At 60.8% G+C, this 17,839-nt stretch carries 13 protein-coding genes and 2 pseudogenes; 8 read left to right on the top strand and 7 right to left on the bottom strand.

The window, feature by feature from the left end:
• On the bottom strand, positions 1-1,745 hold a 1,745-nt coding region (locus C2U58_RS02450), incomplete at its 3' end, for a copper resistance system multicopper oxidase (protein WP_102944390.1).
• Positions 1,746-2,599: 854 nt separating this feature from the next.
• Between C2U58_RS02450 and C2U58_RS02445 the strand changes: the two genes are divergently transcribed.
• From C2U58_RS02445 to C2U58_RS02415, 8 genes and pseudogenes are all read left to right on the top strand, one after another.
• Positions 2,600-3,013: a helix-turn-helix domain-containing protein gene (locus C2U58_RS02445; protein ID WP_046982964.1), complete on the top strand. Its 414-nt coding sequence runs from the start codon at positions 2,600-2,602 to the stop codon at positions 3,011-3,013.
• Positions 3,010-4,281, top strand: a complete 1,272-nt coding sequence (locus C2U58_RS02440; RefSeq protein WP_100665285.1) for a site-specific integrase — start codon at positions 3,010-3,012, stop codon at positions 4,279-4,281. Before C2U58_RS02445 ends, C2U58_RS02440 begins: the two co-directional genes overlap by 4 nt.
• An 83-nt stretch (positions 4,282-4,364) precedes the next feature.
• Positions 4,365-7,298, top strand: coding sequence for a Tn3 family transposase (locus C2U58_RS02435; RefSeq protein ID WP_253256627.1), 2,934 nt, complete (start codon positions 4,365-4,367; stop codon positions 7,296-7,298).
• A 108-nt stretch (positions 7,299-7,406) separates the two neighbouring features.
• Positions 7,407-8,072 carry a hypothetical protein gene (locus C2U58_RS19785; RefSeq protein ID WP_146033390.1) on the top strand — a complete coding sequence of 222 codons (666 nt, stop codon included), beginning with the start codon at positions 7,407-7,409 and terminating at the stop codon, positions 8,070-8,072.
• A gap of 66 nt (positions 8,073-8,138) precedes the next feature.
• Positions 8,139-8,432 carry a virulence factor TspB C-terminal domain-related protein gene (locus C2U58_RS02430; RefSeq protein WP_102944389.1) on the top strand — a complete coding sequence of 98 codons (294 nt, stop codon included), beginning with the start codon at positions 8,139-8,141 and terminating at the stop codon, positions 8,430-8,432.
• On the top strand, positions 8,433-8,744 hold the full coding sequence (locus C2U58_RS02425; protein WP_102944388.1) for a DUF2523 family protein: 312 nt from the start codon (positions 8,433-8,435) through the stop codon (positions 8,742-8,744).
• Positions 8,744-9,952 (top strand): zonular occludens toxin domain-containing protein, encoded by a 1,209-nt coding sequence (locus tag C2U58_RS02420; RefSeq protein ID WP_102944387.1) that lies wholly within the window; start codon positions 8,744-8,746, stop codon positions 9,950-9,952. Before C2U58_RS02425 ends, C2U58_RS02420 begins: the two co-directional genes overlap by 1 nt.
• A pseudogene (locus C2U58_RS02415) lies at positions 9,952-10,632 on the top strand (TraX family protein); the annotation flags it as partial. The gene C2U58_RS02420 and the pseudogene C2U58_RS02415, both read left to right, overlap by 1 nt.
• A 597-nt stretch (positions 10,633-11,229) precedes the next feature.
• Here C2U58_RS02415 and C2U58_RS02410 read toward each other — a convergent pair.
• The 6 genes and pseudogenes from C2U58_RS02410 to C2U58_RS02385 all read right to left on the bottom strand — a co-directional run.
• The gene (locus C2U58_RS02410) at positions 11,230-11,610 is read right to left on the bottom strand and encodes a DUF3653 domain-containing protein (protein WP_102944385.1); all 381 of its coding nucleotides are present in this window, start codon (positions 11,608-11,610) and stop codon (positions 11,230-11,232) included.
• Positions 11,611-12,276: 666 nt separating this feature from the next.
• Positions 12,277-13,002: a DUF6602 domain-containing protein gene (locus tag C2U58_RS02405; protein ID WP_026070607.1), complete on the bottom strand. Its 726-nt coding sequence runs from the start codon at positions 13,000-13,002 to the stop codon at positions 12,277-12,279.
• Between the two features lie 135 nt (positions 13,003-13,137).
• Positions 13,138-14,070, bottom strand: coding sequence for an AAA family ATPase (locus C2U58_RS02400; RefSeq protein ID WP_017355006.1), 933 nt, complete (start codon positions 14,068-14,070; stop codon positions 13,138-13,140).
• Positions 14,070-14,585: a hypothetical protein gene (locus C2U58_RS02395; RefSeq protein ID WP_026070608.1), complete on the bottom strand. Its 516-nt coding sequence runs from the start codon at positions 14,583-14,585 to the stop codon at positions 14,070-14,072. The genes C2U58_RS02400 and C2U58_RS02395 overlap by 1 nt, the downstream gene beginning before the upstream one ends.
• 7 nt (positions 14,586-14,592) lie before the next feature.
• The gene (locus tag C2U58_RS02390) at positions 14,593-15,558 is read right to left on the bottom strand and encodes a CBASS oligonucleotide cyclase (protein ID WP_026070609.1); all 966 of its coding nucleotides are present in this window, start codon (positions 15,556-15,558) and stop codon (positions 14,593-14,595) included.
• Between the two features lie 215 nt (positions 15,559-15,773).
• Positions 15,774-15,994, bottom strand: a pseudogene (locus C2U58_RS02385) (integrase); the annotation flags it as partial.
• Positions 15,995-17,839: the final 1,845 nt, after the last annotated feature.

Below are 17,839 nucleotides of genomic sequence, written 5' to 3'. Positions count from 1 at the left end.
GTAAGTGTCCGTGAAAACGGGGGTGAACCCGCTCGCACTCGATAACTGCGTCTGCTACCGGGGGGCATATCTACGGTGTGCTTGCGAACCATGAAGTTGCCCTGATCGTCCTCCACGTCGCTCCACATGCCGTGCAAGTGGATTGGATGGGCCATCATCGTGTCATTGACCAACACGATGCGCAGGCGTTCACCGTAGTTCAATCGCAGTGGTTCGGCGGCCGAGAATTTGACCCCATTGAACGACCAGGCGAATTTCTCCATATGCCCGGTGAGGTGCAGCTCGATGTCGCGGCCCGGATCTCGGCCGTCAGGATCCTCAAAAGCACTTCGGAGCATCGAATAAGACAGCACCTTGCGACCATTTCCACGCAGGCCGTTGCCTGGATCGTCTAAGCGAGAGGTCGGCTTCATTGCCTGGTTATCAACCAATGGGTTGCCGGCCTCTCCAACGGGGTGCGACTGCATATCGCCGCCCATATCCATGCTTCCCGTGGACATGTCCATGCCGGCCATTGCATGGCTCTGCATCCCCCCCATGTCGTGTCCGGCATGGGGATCGTCCGTAGTGTCAGACATCTTCTTGTCCCCGCTACCGCTGTTCATTTCGGCCATGGCTCCGTGCGCCATGCCCATGTCCGCCATGGTCAGGATCGGGCGCGGATCGAGCTCTGGCACCGGTGCTCGCAGGCCTTCGCGGACGGCAAGGGTGCCGCTGACATGACCGGTTCGCCCTGAGTCCTGAGCGAATATGGTGAAGGCATCCTGGCCGCTAGGCTCTACGATCACATCGAAGGTTTCGGCTACCGCGATGCGGAACTCGTCGACCGTCACCGGGTGCACATACTGGCCGTCAGCGGCGACCACCGTCATCTTCAGGCCAGGAATGCGGACGTCGAAATACGTCATTGCAGAGCCATTGATGAAGCGCAACCGTACCTTCTCGCCGGAACGGAACAGGCCGGTCCAATTGCCCAGCGCGGTTGTGCCGTTCATCAAGTACGTGTAGGTGTTGGCATTCACATCTGAAAGATCAGTGGGCGTCATCCTCATCGAGCCCCACATGCGACGGTCGGCCAACGTTGCCTTAAGACCGTCTTGTTGGGCATCGCGGAGGAAGTCGCCTACGGTGCGCTTGTAGTAATTGTCGTGGTCGGCCATTTTTTTCAATCGCGCAAACAGCGCGTCGCCGCTAAGGTCGGTCCAATCACTGAGCATCACCACGTAGTCGCGGTCGAAGGCAAAGGGTTCCGGTTCGATCGGATCTATCACCAGCGGGCCGTATAGACCTGCCTGTTCCTGAGTGCCTGAATGACTGTGGTACCAATAAGTTCCGCCTTGCTGAACCGTAAAGCGGTAGTGATAGGCATCACCACGGTTGATGCCGTGGAAGCTCAGGCCTGGGACGCCGTCCATGTTGGCTGGCAACAAAATCCCATGCCAGTGGATAGAGGTCTCACTACCGTGAATGGACCCGACAGGCAATGCGTTGGCCACCCGCAGATTGACCGTAGTACCTTCACGCCAGCGCAGAAGCGGTGCAGGCAGCGACCCGTTCACCGTGATTGCCGAACGGGCGCGTCCGGTGAAGTTCACCGGAGTTTCGCCGATCGTCAGGTCAAACTCGGTCCCACTAAGGACATTGAGCTGGCCGGCCCCCTTCAGGGCCCAGCTTGATTTTGGCCAGAGGCCGAGCCCAGCAAATGCGCCACCGGCACAAGACCCTGAACAAAACGGCGACGCGATACGCTTCGCCGGTCATCGACGGGATCGAAAGACATGGGACACTCCAAGCATCGAGGATGCCCGCGCGGCGGGCACAGAAACGCTCTTCCCCAATAAGGGGACGACATGCTCTATCAAGGCGCCTTAGGCACCTGAAGCAATTAGCCGATGGGAGGTCGGATCAGATGAGGCAGCGCCGGCGATGGACGACCGACGGCCAGAAAGCGCTGGACTGGGTCACGCACCACATCCATTGGCACTAGTGCGAATACAACAGGAATAGACGCACAGGCCTGTACGCATGCGCAGCGGCAGGCACTCAACTTGCAGCAGTCTGACGCGGTGTGGTCGCCACGATGGCGTGGCGCCTGGGGCGATTTCACTTCCTGGCTGTGCCCCTTTGCCGCGGCAATATGGTGCTGTGCGTAAGCTGGATCTTCATTAGCGAGTGCCACTGATATCGCTTCGCTGGCGCCTTGCGTATGGAAGGCCGAACCCATCATGTGCACGGAAGACGCAGCCGAACTCGTCCCATTCAGGATGAGGGCTAGGGCCAGCACAACACGAAAGAGGATGGGATGCCACATTCGGCAAAGGATACCCGATTGTTGTGATGGCGGGGTGCAAGCCCTAATTGGAACCTCAGTGCAGGTTGAGGCGCGGACCAAGCCACGTGCTTGACGGCCCATCACCCAAGATCTCGCCTGCTGCCTTGATCACAAGCAGGCCGAAACATGTCCACGGCAATGGCCAGCAGGGCACCGGAATGGACCATCCAGCCGACAAATGCTGCCGATCACTGCCATAGCCACGCCGCTGGTATGGCAGCGCCAGTGAGGGTAAAGTCCGTAGTTACTACGGAGTCAAGCGTACGAATGAAGATCAGTGAGGCCGCCGACGCCAGCGGGTGCCACCTGGAGACGATCCGCTATTACGAGCGGATCGGCCTGCTGCCGCGCCCGGGGCGCTCGGGCAATGGCTACCGGGTCTATGGCCCGGCAGACATCGAGCGGCTGCGCTTCATTGCGCGCGGCCGGGACCTAGGCTTCAGCCTGGAGGAGGTCCGTAGCCTGCTGCAGCTGGCCGGCGATGAGGAGCTTTCGTGCGGGGACGTGGATCGGCTGGCCCGCAGCCATCTGGTCGACGTTCGCGCACGCATGGCCGATCTGCAGCGCATGGCCAGCGAGCTGGAACGGGTGATTGCCAGTTGCAATGGCGGCCAGCGGGCCGAATGCACCATCCTGTCGACCCTGCGCCAGCCGACCTCCGTGGAGGCCACGCGCCAGTGACCGAACTGGACCGCTACCTCGATGCGGCCACGCGCCAGAACACGGTGCGCACCTATGCGTCGGCGCTGCGGCACTTTGAAGTCGAGTGGCAGGGCCACCTCCCAGCGACACCTGACAGCGTGGCCCGGTACCTGGCCGCTTATGCGCAGACCTTGGCGACCAGCACCCTCCGCCAACGCCTGGCGGCCATCGCCTCTTGGCACCGCGACCACGGATTTGTCGACCCGACCCGGTCGCCGCTGGTGCGCAAGGTGCTCAAAGGCATCCAGACCCTGCACCCGGGCCAGATCAAACAAGCCGCGCCGCTCCAGATTCGGCGGCTCGTCGAGCTAGATGACTGGTTGGCTGCAGCGATCGCTGCGGCACATGCCCGGGGCGACGAAGCGGCGGCGCTGCGCCATCAACGCGACCGAGCGCTGGTGCTGCTCGGGTTCTGGCGGGGCTTCCGTGGCGATGAACTGCTGCGTCTGGAAGTGGCCCATCTCACGCTGGTGCCGGGACAGGGGATGACCTGTTTCCTGCCGCGCAGCAAGGGCGATCGCCAGGCCGCCGGCGTCACCTACAAGGTGCCGGCGTTGTCGCGGTTGTGCCCGGTGGAGGCGACCCAGGTGTGGCTGCAGGCGGCCGACCTGCAAGAAGGGCCGGTATTTCGGGCGGTCAGCCAATGGGGCCAGGTGAGCGCCGAAGGCCTGCATCCCAACAGCTTGGTGCGCCTGCTGCGCGAGTTGCTGACCAGTGCCGGCTTTGCCGATGCGGGGCTCCACAGCAGCCATTCGTTGCGCCGCGGCTTTGCCAGCTGGGCCAACGACCAAGGCTGGGACATGAAGGCGCTGATGGAGTACGTGGGCTGGCGCGATGTGCAGTCGGCCATGCGCTATCTGGACGGGCGTGACCCCTTTGCCCGGGACCGCATTGAAGCAAGCCTGCCCAGTCCAACCGCGCCGGTACCGGCGATGGCACTGCCGGCGCCCGAGGGCAAACCGGCCTTGCAGCTGCGCCTGCGCATGGTGCTGACCCCGTTTGCCCGCACGGGCCGCGGCGCGGCCAAGGCCCGAGGCCGGATCGAAGAGATCTGCTTGGCCCCGTTCCAGGCTGTGCGCCTGAACACTGCCAGCAGCGAGTACCAGTTGACTGTTCCCACCGATCCCGACCGGGATCTGGATGAAATCCTGGCCACGTTGCTCGATGACATGCACCGCATGGCCGATACGCACCAGTGTTTCCTGGAAGCGTCTCTCAATACAGACGACGGCCGGCACTGGGATTGATCCCCTCATAACCTCCGGATCCAATGGCTACCCTTCACGAGACCGCCTACCCGCGACTGTAGCCTGATCCCACCGCCAAGGAACTGGAGGAGATCTATACCCCCACCGCCGCTGAGATTGCATTCGCCAAGCAGCTGACCACCCAGCCGGGACCGCAGCTGGCGGTACTGATTCATCTCAAGCTCTTCCAGCGCCTGGGTTACTTCACGGTGTTAGCCGAAGTGCCCGAGCGGATCCGGAAGCACATCGCCAAGGCCGCCCGACTCGGGCGCGTATTGGACACCGACCAGCTCGAACGTTACGACGCTTCCGGTAGCCAGCGCCGCCATATGCCGCAGCTTCGGCAGTTCATCGGGGTACGTCCCTTGGACAAATCAGGCTTGGCCTGGCTGGACACGGTGGCCACCGGAGCAGCCCAGACCAAGCACACCATCCCGGACATTGTGAACGTCCTGCTCGAAGAGCTGGTGCACCACCGCTACGAACTGCCAGGCTTCCGCACCCTGGAGCTGGCCGCCATCGGCGCACGTGAGCGGGTCAATCTGGGCTACTACCGCAGCATCAGTCACGCGTTGACGCCTGCCACGCGCACGCTCATTGACGAATTGCTGCGCGCACCGGAAGGCTCCAGATTTACTGGCTGGCAATCGCTCAAGCGCGAGCCTGGCCGACCGACCAACAAGGAGGTCCGGTTCTATCTGCAGCACATCCGCATGCTGCAGCAGTTGGCCGACCAGCTGCCTCCCATCGATGTGCCGGTGCCCAAGCTCAAGCAATTCCGTGCAATGGCTCGCGCCTATGACGCCAGCGAGTTAGCCGAACTGGCTCCGGACAAGCGCTATGCGTTGGCCACCATCTTCATTCGCGCCCAGCATGCCAAGACGCTGGATGACGCAGCCGAGCTGTTCATCAAGCAGGTGCGCGGGCTGGAGAACACGGCCCAGCAAAAGCTGCTGGCCTACCAGCTCGAACATGCCAAGCGGGCCGACTTCCTGATCGGCCAGCTCAAGGAAATCCTGCAGGCCTATCAGCTCGACGGCAGCGATAGTCAGCGCGTGGACGCCATCGATAACAGTCTGGAAGCGGAAGTGTCGACCTTGCTGGCCGAATGCGAAGAACATATGGCATACGCAGGAAAGAACTTTCTGCCTTTCATGCTGCAGCCCTACGGCGCGGTCAGGCCGCTGCTGTTCAATGGGCTGGAGCTGATGAACTTGCGGGCAACCAGCCACGATGCCGGCATGGAGCCGTTGATTGCAGCGGTGCTGTCGCTGCGCAACCAACGCCGTGAGCTGATCGAGGTCGCATCCCTCGGCCTGGACCCGGAAAAGGACTTCGACTGGATGTCCAAGCTCTGGCGTCAGCACGTGTTTGGCAAGCGGGCCAGCGCGGCAGGCGCCGGCTGGATGCACCGTAAGTACTTCGAGCTGGCCGTGCTGGTGCAGGTCAAGGACGAACTGAAGTCGGGAGATCTCTTCATCCCCAGCAGCGAACGATTTGACGACTACCGCGAGCAGCTGGTCGATGAAGCCACCTTGGCCCAGGAACTGGAAGCCTATGGCCAGGTGTCAGGCTTGCCCACCGACGCTGCGACTTTCGTGGCCGGGTTGCGCGCACAACTGACCGACTTGGCCGACGAAGTTGACGAGCGTTTCCCCGAGAATGTTCATGCGGACATTCTGGAAGGACGCCTGGTACTGCGGAAGGGGCAACGCGCCGAGGTCTCAAGCGCCATTGCCACCGTGGACCGCCTCATCGCCGAACGGCTCCCGGAGTCCAGCATCGTCGATGTCCTGATCGACGCCAGCCAATGGCTGGATCTGCACCGATTCTTCCGTCCGATCGCCGGCACCGAGAGCCAGGTTGAAGATCTCCCTCGACGGGTGATCACCACGCTGTTTTGCTATGGCTGCAACTTGGGTCCGACGCAGACAGCGCGGTCGATCAAGGGCTTCAGCCGTCGCCAGGTCGCTTGGCTCAACCTCAAATACGTGACCGAAGATGTCCTTGAGAAGGCCATCGTGGAGGTCATCAATACCTACAACAAATTTGACCTGCCGGGCTATTGGGGCAGCGGCAAGAGCGCGTCAGCAGATGGCACCAAGTGGAGCGTGTACGAGGACAACCTGCTGTCGGAGTACCACATCCGCTACGGCGGCTACGGCGGCATCGGCTACTACCATGTGTCCGACAAATACGTGGCGCTGTTCAGCCACTTCATTCCCTGTGGCGTGCACGAGGGCATCTACATCCTCGATGGCCTGCTGGCCAACACGTCCGACATCCAGCCCGAGATCGTCCATGGCGACACGCAGGCCCAAAGCTATCCGGTCTTCGGTTTGGCCCACATGCTGGGCATCCAGCTGATGCCCAGGATACGAAACATCAAGGATCTCACATTCTTCCGGCCCGAACCTGGCAGGACCTATAAGAACATCCAGGCACTGTTCGGAGACAGCATCGACTGGCAACTGATCGCCACCCATCTCCACGACATGCTGCGGGTAGTGATCTCGATCCGACTGGGGAAGATCACCGCGTCCTCGATCCTGCGCCGGCTGGGCACCTACAGCCGGAAGAACAAGCTGTACTTCGCCTTCCGGGAACTTGGCAAGGCCGTCCGAACGCTGTTCTTGCTGCGCTACATCGATGACAACGAGATTCGCAAAACAATCCATGCTGCGACCAACAAGAGCGAGGAGTACAACGGCTTCGTGAAATGGGTGTTCTTTGGCAGCCAGGGGATCATTGCTGAGAACGTCCAACACGAGCAGCGCAAGATCATCAAGTACAGCCAGCTGGTCGCTAACATGATCATCCTCCACAACGTAGAAGGCATGAGCCGGACCTTGGCTGAGATGCGGAAGGAGGGGATTGAACTGACGCCCGAGATCCTGGCCGGCCTGTCGCCGTATCGGACCAGCCACATCAACCGCTTCGGCGACTACCATCTCGACCTTGACAGGGAAGTAGCGCCGCTGAGCTATACAGCGAAAGTCCTTGAACAGGCCCCATAGACGGGGAGATACGCTATCGGGCCAAGGCAATTATTATTGCGTTTCAATCGCTTAGGTGGTTTTTGGCCCTATACGTAACGATTCCCTGCCGACCCTCAGAATGGCTCGGTGACGTGCAACGGCGGCTGCAAGCAGGCGTGGTTTTCGACCGGTGATGGATATTTCAACGGTAAGTACAGCGTCGATCCGGGAACGTGCAACGACTTTGACGAGAAGAAATGTAAGGCCGAGTTTGGGACGGGCTACTACTGGAATGCAGCAATGTCTGCCTGCGAACCTGAGGGCGACAAGTGCCCAGGTGGCGCGGCGGCCAACTCCCTCGGTGAGTGCAAGCCCGAGCCGTGTCCTGCTGGTATGACGCAACAGTCTGACGGCACCTGTAAAAACAAAGACAACGAATGCCCTGCGGGCGAGGTCAAGTCTCCCGCTGGTAACTGCCTGCCCGGCGATGGTCAATGCGCTTCGGGCGAGGTTCGCGGTAAAGACGGCACGTGTAAGAAGGACGCCGACGGTGACGGTCAGCCGGATCCGGGCGAGGAAGGCGGGGAGAACGGCGAGGGTAAGACCGTTGACGAATTCTCTGGCGGCGATGACTGTTCGTCGCCTCCGACGTGTAGCGGTTCGCCAATCATGTGTGGTCAAGCCCGCATCCAGTGGCGGATCGACTGCAACACCCGCAAGAACCGAAACGTCGCTGGCGGCATGTGCGGCCAGCCTCCCATCTGCACGGGTGAGAAGTGCGATGCCCTCGAATACACCAGCCTCCTGATGTAGTGGCGCACGGCCTGCGCTGTCGAGAAGCTCAACAGTGGATCTGGTACCGGCAGTAACCCGGACCTTGTGGCGATCCGCAACGCGCTGACCGGCACGGGTGGCTCGGTTGACCCTGGCACCAGCTTGCCGGGCAGCGGCGCATGGCAAGGCGGGCAGGGCACTGACCCGATCCAGCCCGACACGTCCGGTTACGGCTGGGGTGGCGGTTCGTGTCCCGCGATCCCGGCCATCGACGTGATGGGCGCAACTATCCAGTTCGACCCCGCGCCGCTGTGTAACTGGCTCGGCCTCGGTTCCTATTTCGTGATGGGCCTCGCCGCCCTCGCTTCGCTGCGCATCGTCGCAGGTAAGGACTCGTAAATGCCCATCCTGATCAGCTCCCTTTTGTCTGGAATCGCGTGGCTTTTCCGCACACAGCTCGGCACGTGGATTGTTGCCGGTATGGCGTGGCTGCGCATCGCCTGGGCAACCCACGAATTCGCCGTTGAGCCGTGGCTTGAGAACATGCAGCAGCACATCGGCGCTGGTACGCCGGGTGGCGAATGGGGTTCGGTGCTAATTGCGTATGCGGGCCTCATGCGCTTCGATCAGGCTTGCACCATGATCGCGTCTGCGGTCGCCACGAAGTTTGCTGTATCTGCTGCCCGCGCCGTGCTGGTTCGGAGGTCCTAATGCCTATCGAACTTTTCACCGGCCAGCCCGGCAACGGCAAAACCGCGCTGATGATGGAGCGCCTTGTTCAAGAGTCCCAGCGCGGCGAACGCCCTATTTTTGCGTGTGGCATCGACGGTTTGCAGGACGGCTTGGCGACCACGCTGGACGATCCGCGCCGTTGGAACGAAAAGGATGGAGCAGGGGAGTACATCGTCCCCAATGGCTCGCTGATCTTCGTAGATGAAGCGTGGAAGTGGTTCGGCCACCTGCACGACGCCACCCGGCAGCAGACCCCCAAGCACGTTCTCGATCTGGCTGAGCATCGGCATCGTGGCCTGGACTTCGTGTGGACCACGCAGCAGCCGAACCAGCTGTATCCGTTTGTACGCGGTCTGATCGGCACGCACTCGCATGTAGTGCGCCGGTTCGGCACCAAGATGATCGATGTGTTCCGTTGGGGCGAGCTCAACGAGGAAATCAAATCGTCGGCAAAACGCGACCTCGCCCAGCGCACCACGCGCCTGTTGCCATCACAGATTTTCGGCCAATACAAGTCCGCCGAGGTTCACACGATCAAACCACGCATTCCATGGAAGGTGATGGCACTTCCGGCGCTGGCGATAGCTGCCGTTGTCCTCGCCTATTTCGCCTACGAAATGCTCAAGCCGTCCGCCATGGCCGCAACCGCCGCACCAGAGGGGTCGCAATCGGCGTCAGCCGATGCGACCCCTGTGTCGTCTGGTTCGTCCGATGCAAAGCCTCACGAAATACGCTGGAAAACAGCCACGGAATACGCCAAGGACCACCTGCCCCGAATCGCCAGCATGCCCTGGACTGCACCGGTGTTCGATGATCGCAACGCGACCGCCGATCCATTGCTGGTGTGCATGTCATCGAAAGATGGTCTGGACGGCGAGGGCAAGTATCAGGCGGGCAGCTGCACGTGCATCACCGAACAGGGGACGGCCTACGACATTAGCCAGCCCGAATGCCGCACGCTGGCTCGACGTGGCCCGGTCTATAACCCATATCGCGAGCGTCACGACAATCGGCCGCAGACGCCTCCGCAGCAGGCCCAGCAGCCGCAGCAATTCGCAGGGCAGGGTGCCGTACCGACGTTGGAAGGCAGCGTCATCAACCGGCAGATTCGCGCGCTTGGATCCTTCCCGGAGTCAGAACCCTACAAGACGTCGACCAAGGCCGCAGACACCACGAGGGAACTGTGATGACCAGTGGCGGGCGTGAAGTGCTGAAATGGCTGGCCGTCATGCTGATGACGGGCGACCACGTGGCCCGTGTCTTTTTCGGCGGCTATGTGCCGGTGATCAGTGAGCTTGGTCGGATCGCGTTTCCGGTGTTCGCGCTGGTCATGGCCTACAACCTTGCTCAGCCAGGTGCGGACGTCGGCAAGTCTGTTCGTCGGTTGCTGGTGTGGGGGATCGTTGCCCAGCCGGTCCACGCGCTCGCGTTTGGATACTGGCTCCCGCTCAATGTGCTGCTGTCGTTCGCCTTGGCCGCGACTGGGGTTTGGTGCGTGCAAGGTCGGCGCTGGCTTCTGTTCCTTCTGTGCGTTGTTCCCGCGCCGCTTCTTGTCGACTACCAGTGGTCCGGGGTGGCGCTGGTGCTGGCGTCATGGCATTGGTTCCGCTTTCGCCGAGATCTCCCGCAGGCCGGTGCCGGCATCAATGGGCTGTATTTCGAGACGCTGCAGGATTGGCGCGACTATCCGTTCGTCATGGTCCTGCCCCTATGCATGCTTTGCGCGTACAACGGCAACGGCTGGGCATTGCTGGCGCCGCCCGTGTTACTGCTGGGCGATCTGTCTTGGAAGGTCCCGCGTACCCGCTGGGCGTTCTACGGGTACTATGTTGGCCATCTGGCGCTACTGTGCGCCGTCGCACGGGTGGGTGGCATGGATGCAATTCTGATCGCGATCAGCGTTTTCCTTGCCGGTATCGGCGCAAGGTGGGCATGGATTGCGTACACCGTTAGGCGCGATCTGCGGGAATACGATGCCAAGGTCCGGAGTCGCGACGGGATGTAGGGTGCGCCCTAGCAACCTCGATTCGGCACGTTTTCCCAGCCGCCTGGAATCCGACGGAACAGGGTGCCAGCGATACAGCGAAGTTCCTCCGGGCGGTCTGCCCCTGCCTGTTTCGCCTCGTTTTGAGTTTGTCGCTCGGCCGCCGCCCGCCTCAAGCGCGCCTCCGCCAACGCCGCCTCCTTGGCCGCATTCGGATCGACCGTTCGCGGTCGCTCTTGTGGCGCTTGAAACCGTGCGGCCCAAGCTGCGTTCGTCCGGATCAGCATGTGGGTACCGCCAGCCAACAGACCCAACAGCACGATGCCCAGCACGAGCAGCCACGGGAATTCCCAGCGGCTTCGGCGTATGGCGGGAAGGTAGTCCGGTCGTTCTCGTTCCATGAAGCCCCCTAGGCTGCGTCCTGCGGTCNTGCGGTCATTCTAGCCGGGGTGTAGGGGCAGCGCCCCTACGGTAAACGCCTCACACGCGCACGCCAGGTATCGGCCCGCATGCGGCCTGATCTGTTCGGGGGGGCGCGGCGCCGGGACCCGGATCACCCACGGAAGACCGCTGTTCGTAGGATCTCCGCACGTAGTCCCGCAGGTTTACTACGGCCGCCCGTCGACCTGCAGAAATTGGCGTCACTGAAACCCTACTGCCGCAAGGCTTTCCATGCCTGTCCTTGGGCGCATAGCCGCGGCGAGTGTCTTCCATCATCGATCGCCATTCCTGTGCGATCGCCGCTGTCAGTGAAAGCCAGGCCAGATCCTCGGGCAGAAGCTCGCGGCCTTCGGGCGTGACCAGTCGGCCACCCTTGAACGAAAAACCGGCCCAAGGGCCGGTCAGTTTGCGATCACGCATGGGCGAGGGTCCGTCTCTTGTGTTGCACGCGCAAAACTATGATTCTGTATCTCATTGATTAATCAATGGATCGATGCGGTGTTGCACCACAATCGCGCGCGCGCCAATGCTGTGTAGTTGGACATTGCACAACGCTAGTGCATGAATTTGGTGCGGCGCCAATGCACGGCTTCTAATTTGAGGCAAAGCCAATGGAGCGGCTGTGCCCGGCGGCGTAGTTCAAACGAGCGTAATCAATGCTGTGGGGACTGGAATGCTCTTGTCCGGCAGGCTATCGATGATTGTGGCCGAGCCGCTCTCGCAGCAGTCGAGGTGGCCATTGGAGGTTGCGAACCTCTTCCTTTAGGTCGGCCCCGCCACGTGGTCGAGGTGGGGCTCGGACTCGGACTCGGAGGAAGGGATAGTCGCGGCATCGCTAGAGATTCAGCCAGCCTCGCGCTGGCCCGCTGACGCTGATTGTGCACAAGCTAATCGCGCGACGCCCCAAGTTGAAACATCCGTGCTCCGGGCCGGAAGGCAGCGACCTCACTCGGTGCACCTCGAGCTGGGCACGAAGCGCGTGAAGCCTAGAGGCGTCTCCCTCAGGCAAGCTTCCTCGCTAAACAGCGCGGAGTACCCGGGCAGGCATGCCTCATGTCGCGCCCAACAGCTGCCATGACCAAGCCATCACTTCGTCAGCCACTGGCCGTAAGCCTCAACATCAATCATCGGTACGGTCCCACTGAACTGAAGTTGGGCGATGAGTTTGAAGAGGAACGCCGTCGCGGGCTTGTTCTCATTCACAAAGAGATAGCGATCCTTGGAATGGTCAAAGAAGAAGTGACCATGCGCAGCAACGCAGCCAAGGTCCAAGCGCCCGTCGCCGGGATTGGCGGTCAGTGCCCTTTCCAGGGAGGGCCCAAGCGCTGGACTCCAGTCACTTTCAAAGGTCAGCAGCCCGCCAAGAATTGGCATCAAGGCCTTTGGCGGATAGACCCCACCCGCGTGCGGGATTGGCAGGCTAGTGCGCTGCAACTGTCGAACGCTTGCCACCTTCTGCTGGGCGTACGCCACCAGCTCTGCATTCGCTGTCTGCTTGGCTTCGAACACCGCATAGACGCTCTCGGCAGGAACAATGATTTCACCCTCGTAGGTGAAAATAAACGGTGAATACTGCCGATCGAAAATCACCACATCAATCTGCTGGCTGAAATTTCCTTGACTATCCACCACGTGTGCCTTCGCAGCTTGATAGCGCTTTGGTAGGTAGGTATCCAGCAAGCTGATCCACACGTTCTCACTGGCATCCCCCTTGGACCCTGGGTGATTGAACGTCTTCCGGACAGTGGCAAGGCGCAGCTGAACATCCTCATGCAATGAAGAAAGCAGCTGTGAAAGTGACCATTGGGACATCTTGGGACCTCCATACACTCAGCAGCAGGCGCTTGCCTGGTCAACAATGTGAAATAGCAGCGACTGGGGTGGGGCAGCCAGCTGTGCCACACGAAACAGTGTCAGCGGCGCCCCGGCGCGTGCTGGGAAGGCATCTCAGCCATGATCCTGAAACGCCGGCGTTGGCTGCATTGGGCGAGCAATCTCAAGCGCGCGTTTGCTCTCAATCGATCGGTCTGGATAAGCATCTAGTACGATCGAGGGGATCAACCGCTGTGTGATGTCAGAGTAGGTGAAGCCGACCTCTTGTCCATCCTTCGCTCCAGTGGCCTCTACCAGCCCTTCGATCTGCACGGAGGATAGACCCAGCGGTCGCAACTGGTGTTCCAGGACGTAGCGTCGCTGAGCTGAATCAGGACGGTTGAAGGTCAAAATGTCAGCGGCGCGACGGCGTACGGCCGGATCCAGCGCGTTGAGGCGATTGGTGCACATGATCACGGCGGCGGGCACCTTCGTCTGCGCCAGACGATCGATACCCCTGATGAAGGCATTGACCCCTGCTCGATCCTCATGGTGCATCTGCGCCGATTCCCGAGACTGGGTCAGCGCATCGGCCTCATCCACCAGCAAGATGACCCCTCCGGTGCTTTTTCCGCGACCTTGCAATTTGGTCGCTTCTGCCAGCGCGTAGTCGAACGCTGTGGTGAGTAGCTGGGTCATCTCGCCAACCTGTCCCTTGCCTCGGGTGGCCAGGCTGAGCGGGAACAAGGTGATATCAATCTTCTCCTGTCGCGCCACGGCATCACCGATAGTCTCTGCCAATTCGGTTTTGCCAGAGCCGACGTCACCGGAAAGAATGACCAAAGGAGGTCGGCGCAGTACGGAATCAAGCAGCGTTGCGGCACCTGGGTGATGGCGCTTGGCCCACAATTCCAGGCCAGCTGGGTGGACTAGCAGGCCGAGAATCTTCGACAAGCGAGCCTTCTGATCGTCCACGCCAATCAGCCGATCCAATCGGGTGCGGGCGTCGATGTCCGGATAGATGCGACGTTGATCAAACAACTCGTCAAGGGTTGGCTTTGAGTGCATTAGTAGCTCCTGACACTGAGGCGGTCGAGTGCCTTGCCACCCGCAGAGTAGCTGCGGTCAGACACCAGGCTTCCGCTGATACCAGGCTCGGCTGCCCCGGTACGCTGAAATGGAAGCGACTTTTCAAATGACTCCCGCTGAGGAGCCGACAGCGTGAACCAGGCAGAGGAATACGTCAGGTAGTTGTAGAAGCTCGCCCCGGATACATCTGCGCCTGGGCGGAGCTTGCCGGGATCGTCATCGATTCCGGACATGCCTGCAAGATCTTTTGCGGTGTAGCGCAGTGTGGGCTCGATCCAGTTATCACCCCGCTTGAAACCGTAGGTGACTGTGTCCAGATAGCCGGCCTTCAACAATTCAACCACTTCGGTCTCATAAGCGGCGATTCTGTCATCGCTGGGCGCCCCATAGAAGCGCTGCATACGCTTGAGGTCGGCGGCCAATTTCGCTGCCATGTGGCGGGCATGAGTGATCGTAAAGGTGCTGGTGCTTGATTGTGTGTAGCTGCCAGTCATAGGGCCCTCACGCTTGGAAGGAAGAGCCGAAGACCTTTTGCCAGTAGCGCACGGTCTCCTGCTTGGTCGGTGCAGCCAGTGCCGCATCAATCGCGTCGCCGGCATCCAATGCCGCCTCGACAATGGCATCGACCTGCGCGTGACCGTACAATTTGGCCACGTTGTTCTTCTCGTTCACCGGATCAATGATCTGCATAGGCTCGGAGAAGGCGGCGATAATGGCGGTAGGGTAGTAATCCTGGAATGCGATTTGTTCGCGAAGGCCGCTCTGCGCCACGTAGGTGAAGAAGTGCTGGAGCGCTTCGGGGTAGTTGGAGAAATCACGCCCCTCATCGCACAGCTTTGCCAGGATCATCTCGATCATGAAGGACTTGAAACGAAAGCCGGGAACTTCCGTCTTCATGCGCCTTGCCCAGAACTTGACCAAGCGCACCACCTGCACAAAATCCGAAGGCTGCAATTGTTTACGCCGCTTGGCAAACTCTAGGTGCCGGGGAATGCTGGTTCTCAAGAACGAGCCATCATCCTGACTGACTAGGTTGCCATACCAGTCAGGATCGCCGTCATAGAGGATCGGCACCACGTCCACATCCAGCCCAGAACCTTGGAACGAGACTGTTACGGAGTAAGTCTGGGGCTTGACTTGTTCGGGCTTGAAATTTGGATAAGCCTTTCGAAGCCGCTCTGCCAAGTACTCCAGCAGCCTCCCAATGTCCTTGGGGGCGTCTGCCCCACTGATGTAACAGGCCACGTCAATGTCGTTGAGCGACCGCAATGCGGTGCCTTTTGCCAGACTTCCCGAAAGGATCATCTTTCGAAGGGTGAAATCCGGGTGCTGCCCTAGGTAGGTCTCCAGACGCTCTCTCAGTCCACGCGCCTGCGCGCGTAGCTCATTGGCTTTATCGCGTGGCAGATTGACCCGATCGTCGGCAAAATTGACAAGCTCCCTATGGCCTACGTGCTGCGTTCCCATGCATCGATCTCCAAGCCGGGCGCGTGCCGACCGGCGGATAGGTGAGGTGGTACTGCGACTTCCCCGCTGCCAACTTGCCGGCTCGTTGTCGCAGGAACTGCGACTCTTCCCCGATCACGGGCCGGAAAGCTGATAGCTCCCGATCAACATTGGGATGGCTTTCACAGTTTCAAGGGCGTGGGTGGGTGCCGGGACGCGGCGCGCCTGGGACGGGCTCAATCCGCGTCGAGCAGCCGTGCGGCCGGGTTGTGCTGGGCGCCGCCCTGCTGGAAGTAGCCAGCCGCGCTGGCCACCGAGCGGTGATCGGTATTCGCCATCAGGGCGGGCAGCGCCAAGCCTTGGTGCGCCCCTTCGGTGATGAAGCCCGAGCGCAGGTTGTGTCCGCCGAAGTCCCCTCCAGGCCGGCGAGTGCGGCGCGGTGCTGGATGACCACGGCGGTGGTGTGGGGCGCCTATCGCCAAGTCAACCCGGGTGCCCGCACGCGGCAGGACAGCGCGTCATCGGTGATCCTAGCGGTGGGCAGTATCCGCAACTGACTGGCGCACAACGGCAGATGGTGCGCGAGGAGTACATGCGGGGCACCTAAGGTCTTCGGTTTGGGGTGGAAGTCCCGCTGGTCCAGTACGTCATTCAGGCCTATCGCGCGGCGCCGAACCCTCAGCGTCATCTTGCTCCTGACTATCTACTGATGGTAGACCAGCCAGAGTCTCTGCCCGATGGCGCCATCTGGCATTGACTGGTGCATCAGCATCACGGATTGAAGGCGCCTGGCCCTGGCGTGGATTCGATTGCTGTTGTTGGCAAATGCTACGAATAAATGGGTGCCGCCCATTTCCAGGTGCAAACAGGCGGCTTCTCTATCTCGGCAGCTGAGTTGTGCGTCAGAAGTTTAGGGTGGGGCGATCGATGCCTTTGCTTAGGGTTGCGTTATCCGAACGCCACGCGCAATTCGTGTGGATGGCTCGTATCCAAAAGCGCAATGGGACTGGGCGATCTATAACGCTCCGGAAGCGCGCTCAAGTTGCCCTCATGCTCCGAGAGGAGGATGCCGTCCGCGTAGCCCTGGGCGAGCACCGCTAGTCTCACTCGTAGTCCCAATCCCGAGTTGCTCACCCGCTGCGGGCTGGAATGGCTGAATTTGCCCAGGAGCTCATCTACGAAGTTCAAATAGTTGGGGTGAATCACTCGATAGCGCCCGCCTGGCCTGGTCGCGGCGTAGCTGCTCCATCCATCCGGAGCCGGTTGATCCCGAGCTCCGGCGACTCGCTCGCCTTGAGGGCTAAAGGCCTGATCTGATCGACCTCGTCGGGAACCTCTGGCTGCATTCTGGTCAATGTAACGGAGGATTGGGCCTGAGTCGTCCTCAGAGCCCGTATGGTTTGCACGTAGTGCTGTATCTGCGCCTGCTGGTGGTGATTGTTGATCTGGGTGTGTCGTGAGCCTGTACCTTTTAGCGTTGCAGACCCTCCTGGCCTGGCGTAGCGCCAGGCCAGGAGGAAGGTCCACAAGGCTGGAAATCCTGCTGGGATCAACGTGTACCCCTGGAGTTACGATCAGCCGACTTGTACGCCTTTGCTCCGCACACCAGTTGAGGTAGGCCTGTAGATACGCCGTGGCATTGGGGTGGGGGTGTCTCTGCAAGGCGGAAGCCGACTCATTCATAAGGTCAAAGCCGCACGCACAGGTGAGCAACTTCGTGGGCGTGCCAGCGACTGTCACCGGAAATCCATTGCATCGTGGGCAACTCTGGCGCAGGCGAACGCCATGCCAGGGACACGTGGAAATCCAGGGCAGCTGATGCAGTGTGGTGTGATACCCGAGTCTGATGCAAGGAAGGCAGTACCTCAACCTGAGATGGGAGGGCAGTCTCGGGTCGTCCGTCATGAACGGATACCACGCCGCCAAGTCCCACTCGGGCGGAGTCTCGATCCCAAGGGTTGTAGAGAGTGCCTCTTGTTGTACTTGCGAGGTCGTCAGGCTCAAGAGCAGGTTGATGTTTCTGTTTGGCTTGATTCCGAGGAGTTGTGAGTACTCCGTGACCCGCCTGGCCTGGTTCAGTCGCGATAGCCTCGCGACGCAGCCAAAAGCCGATTGGTATGGAACAAGTCGGAGGTTGCCGCCGACCAGCTGAGCGCCGCTCCTCATTTGCCTACGGCCCTATTTCTTGAGCTTTCGAAGCCGGCGTATGCGCTGCGCAGGAGAGCTTCATCAATGTGCTGGGTAGTAAGCCCTTCGAAATCGTTGCGCCCAGGGGTTCTACCCCGATATCACGGACGGTTCT

Origin of the sequence: Stenotrophomonas sp. VV52, assembly GCF_002893095.1 — a bacterium.
In the GTDB taxonomy this organism is placed as follows: Bacteria; Pseudomonadota; Gammaproteobacteria; order Xanthomonadales; family Xanthomonadaceae; genus Stenotrophomonas; species Stenotrophomonas aracearum.
This window is presented reverse-complemented; position numbering and strand designations above follow the sequence as displayed.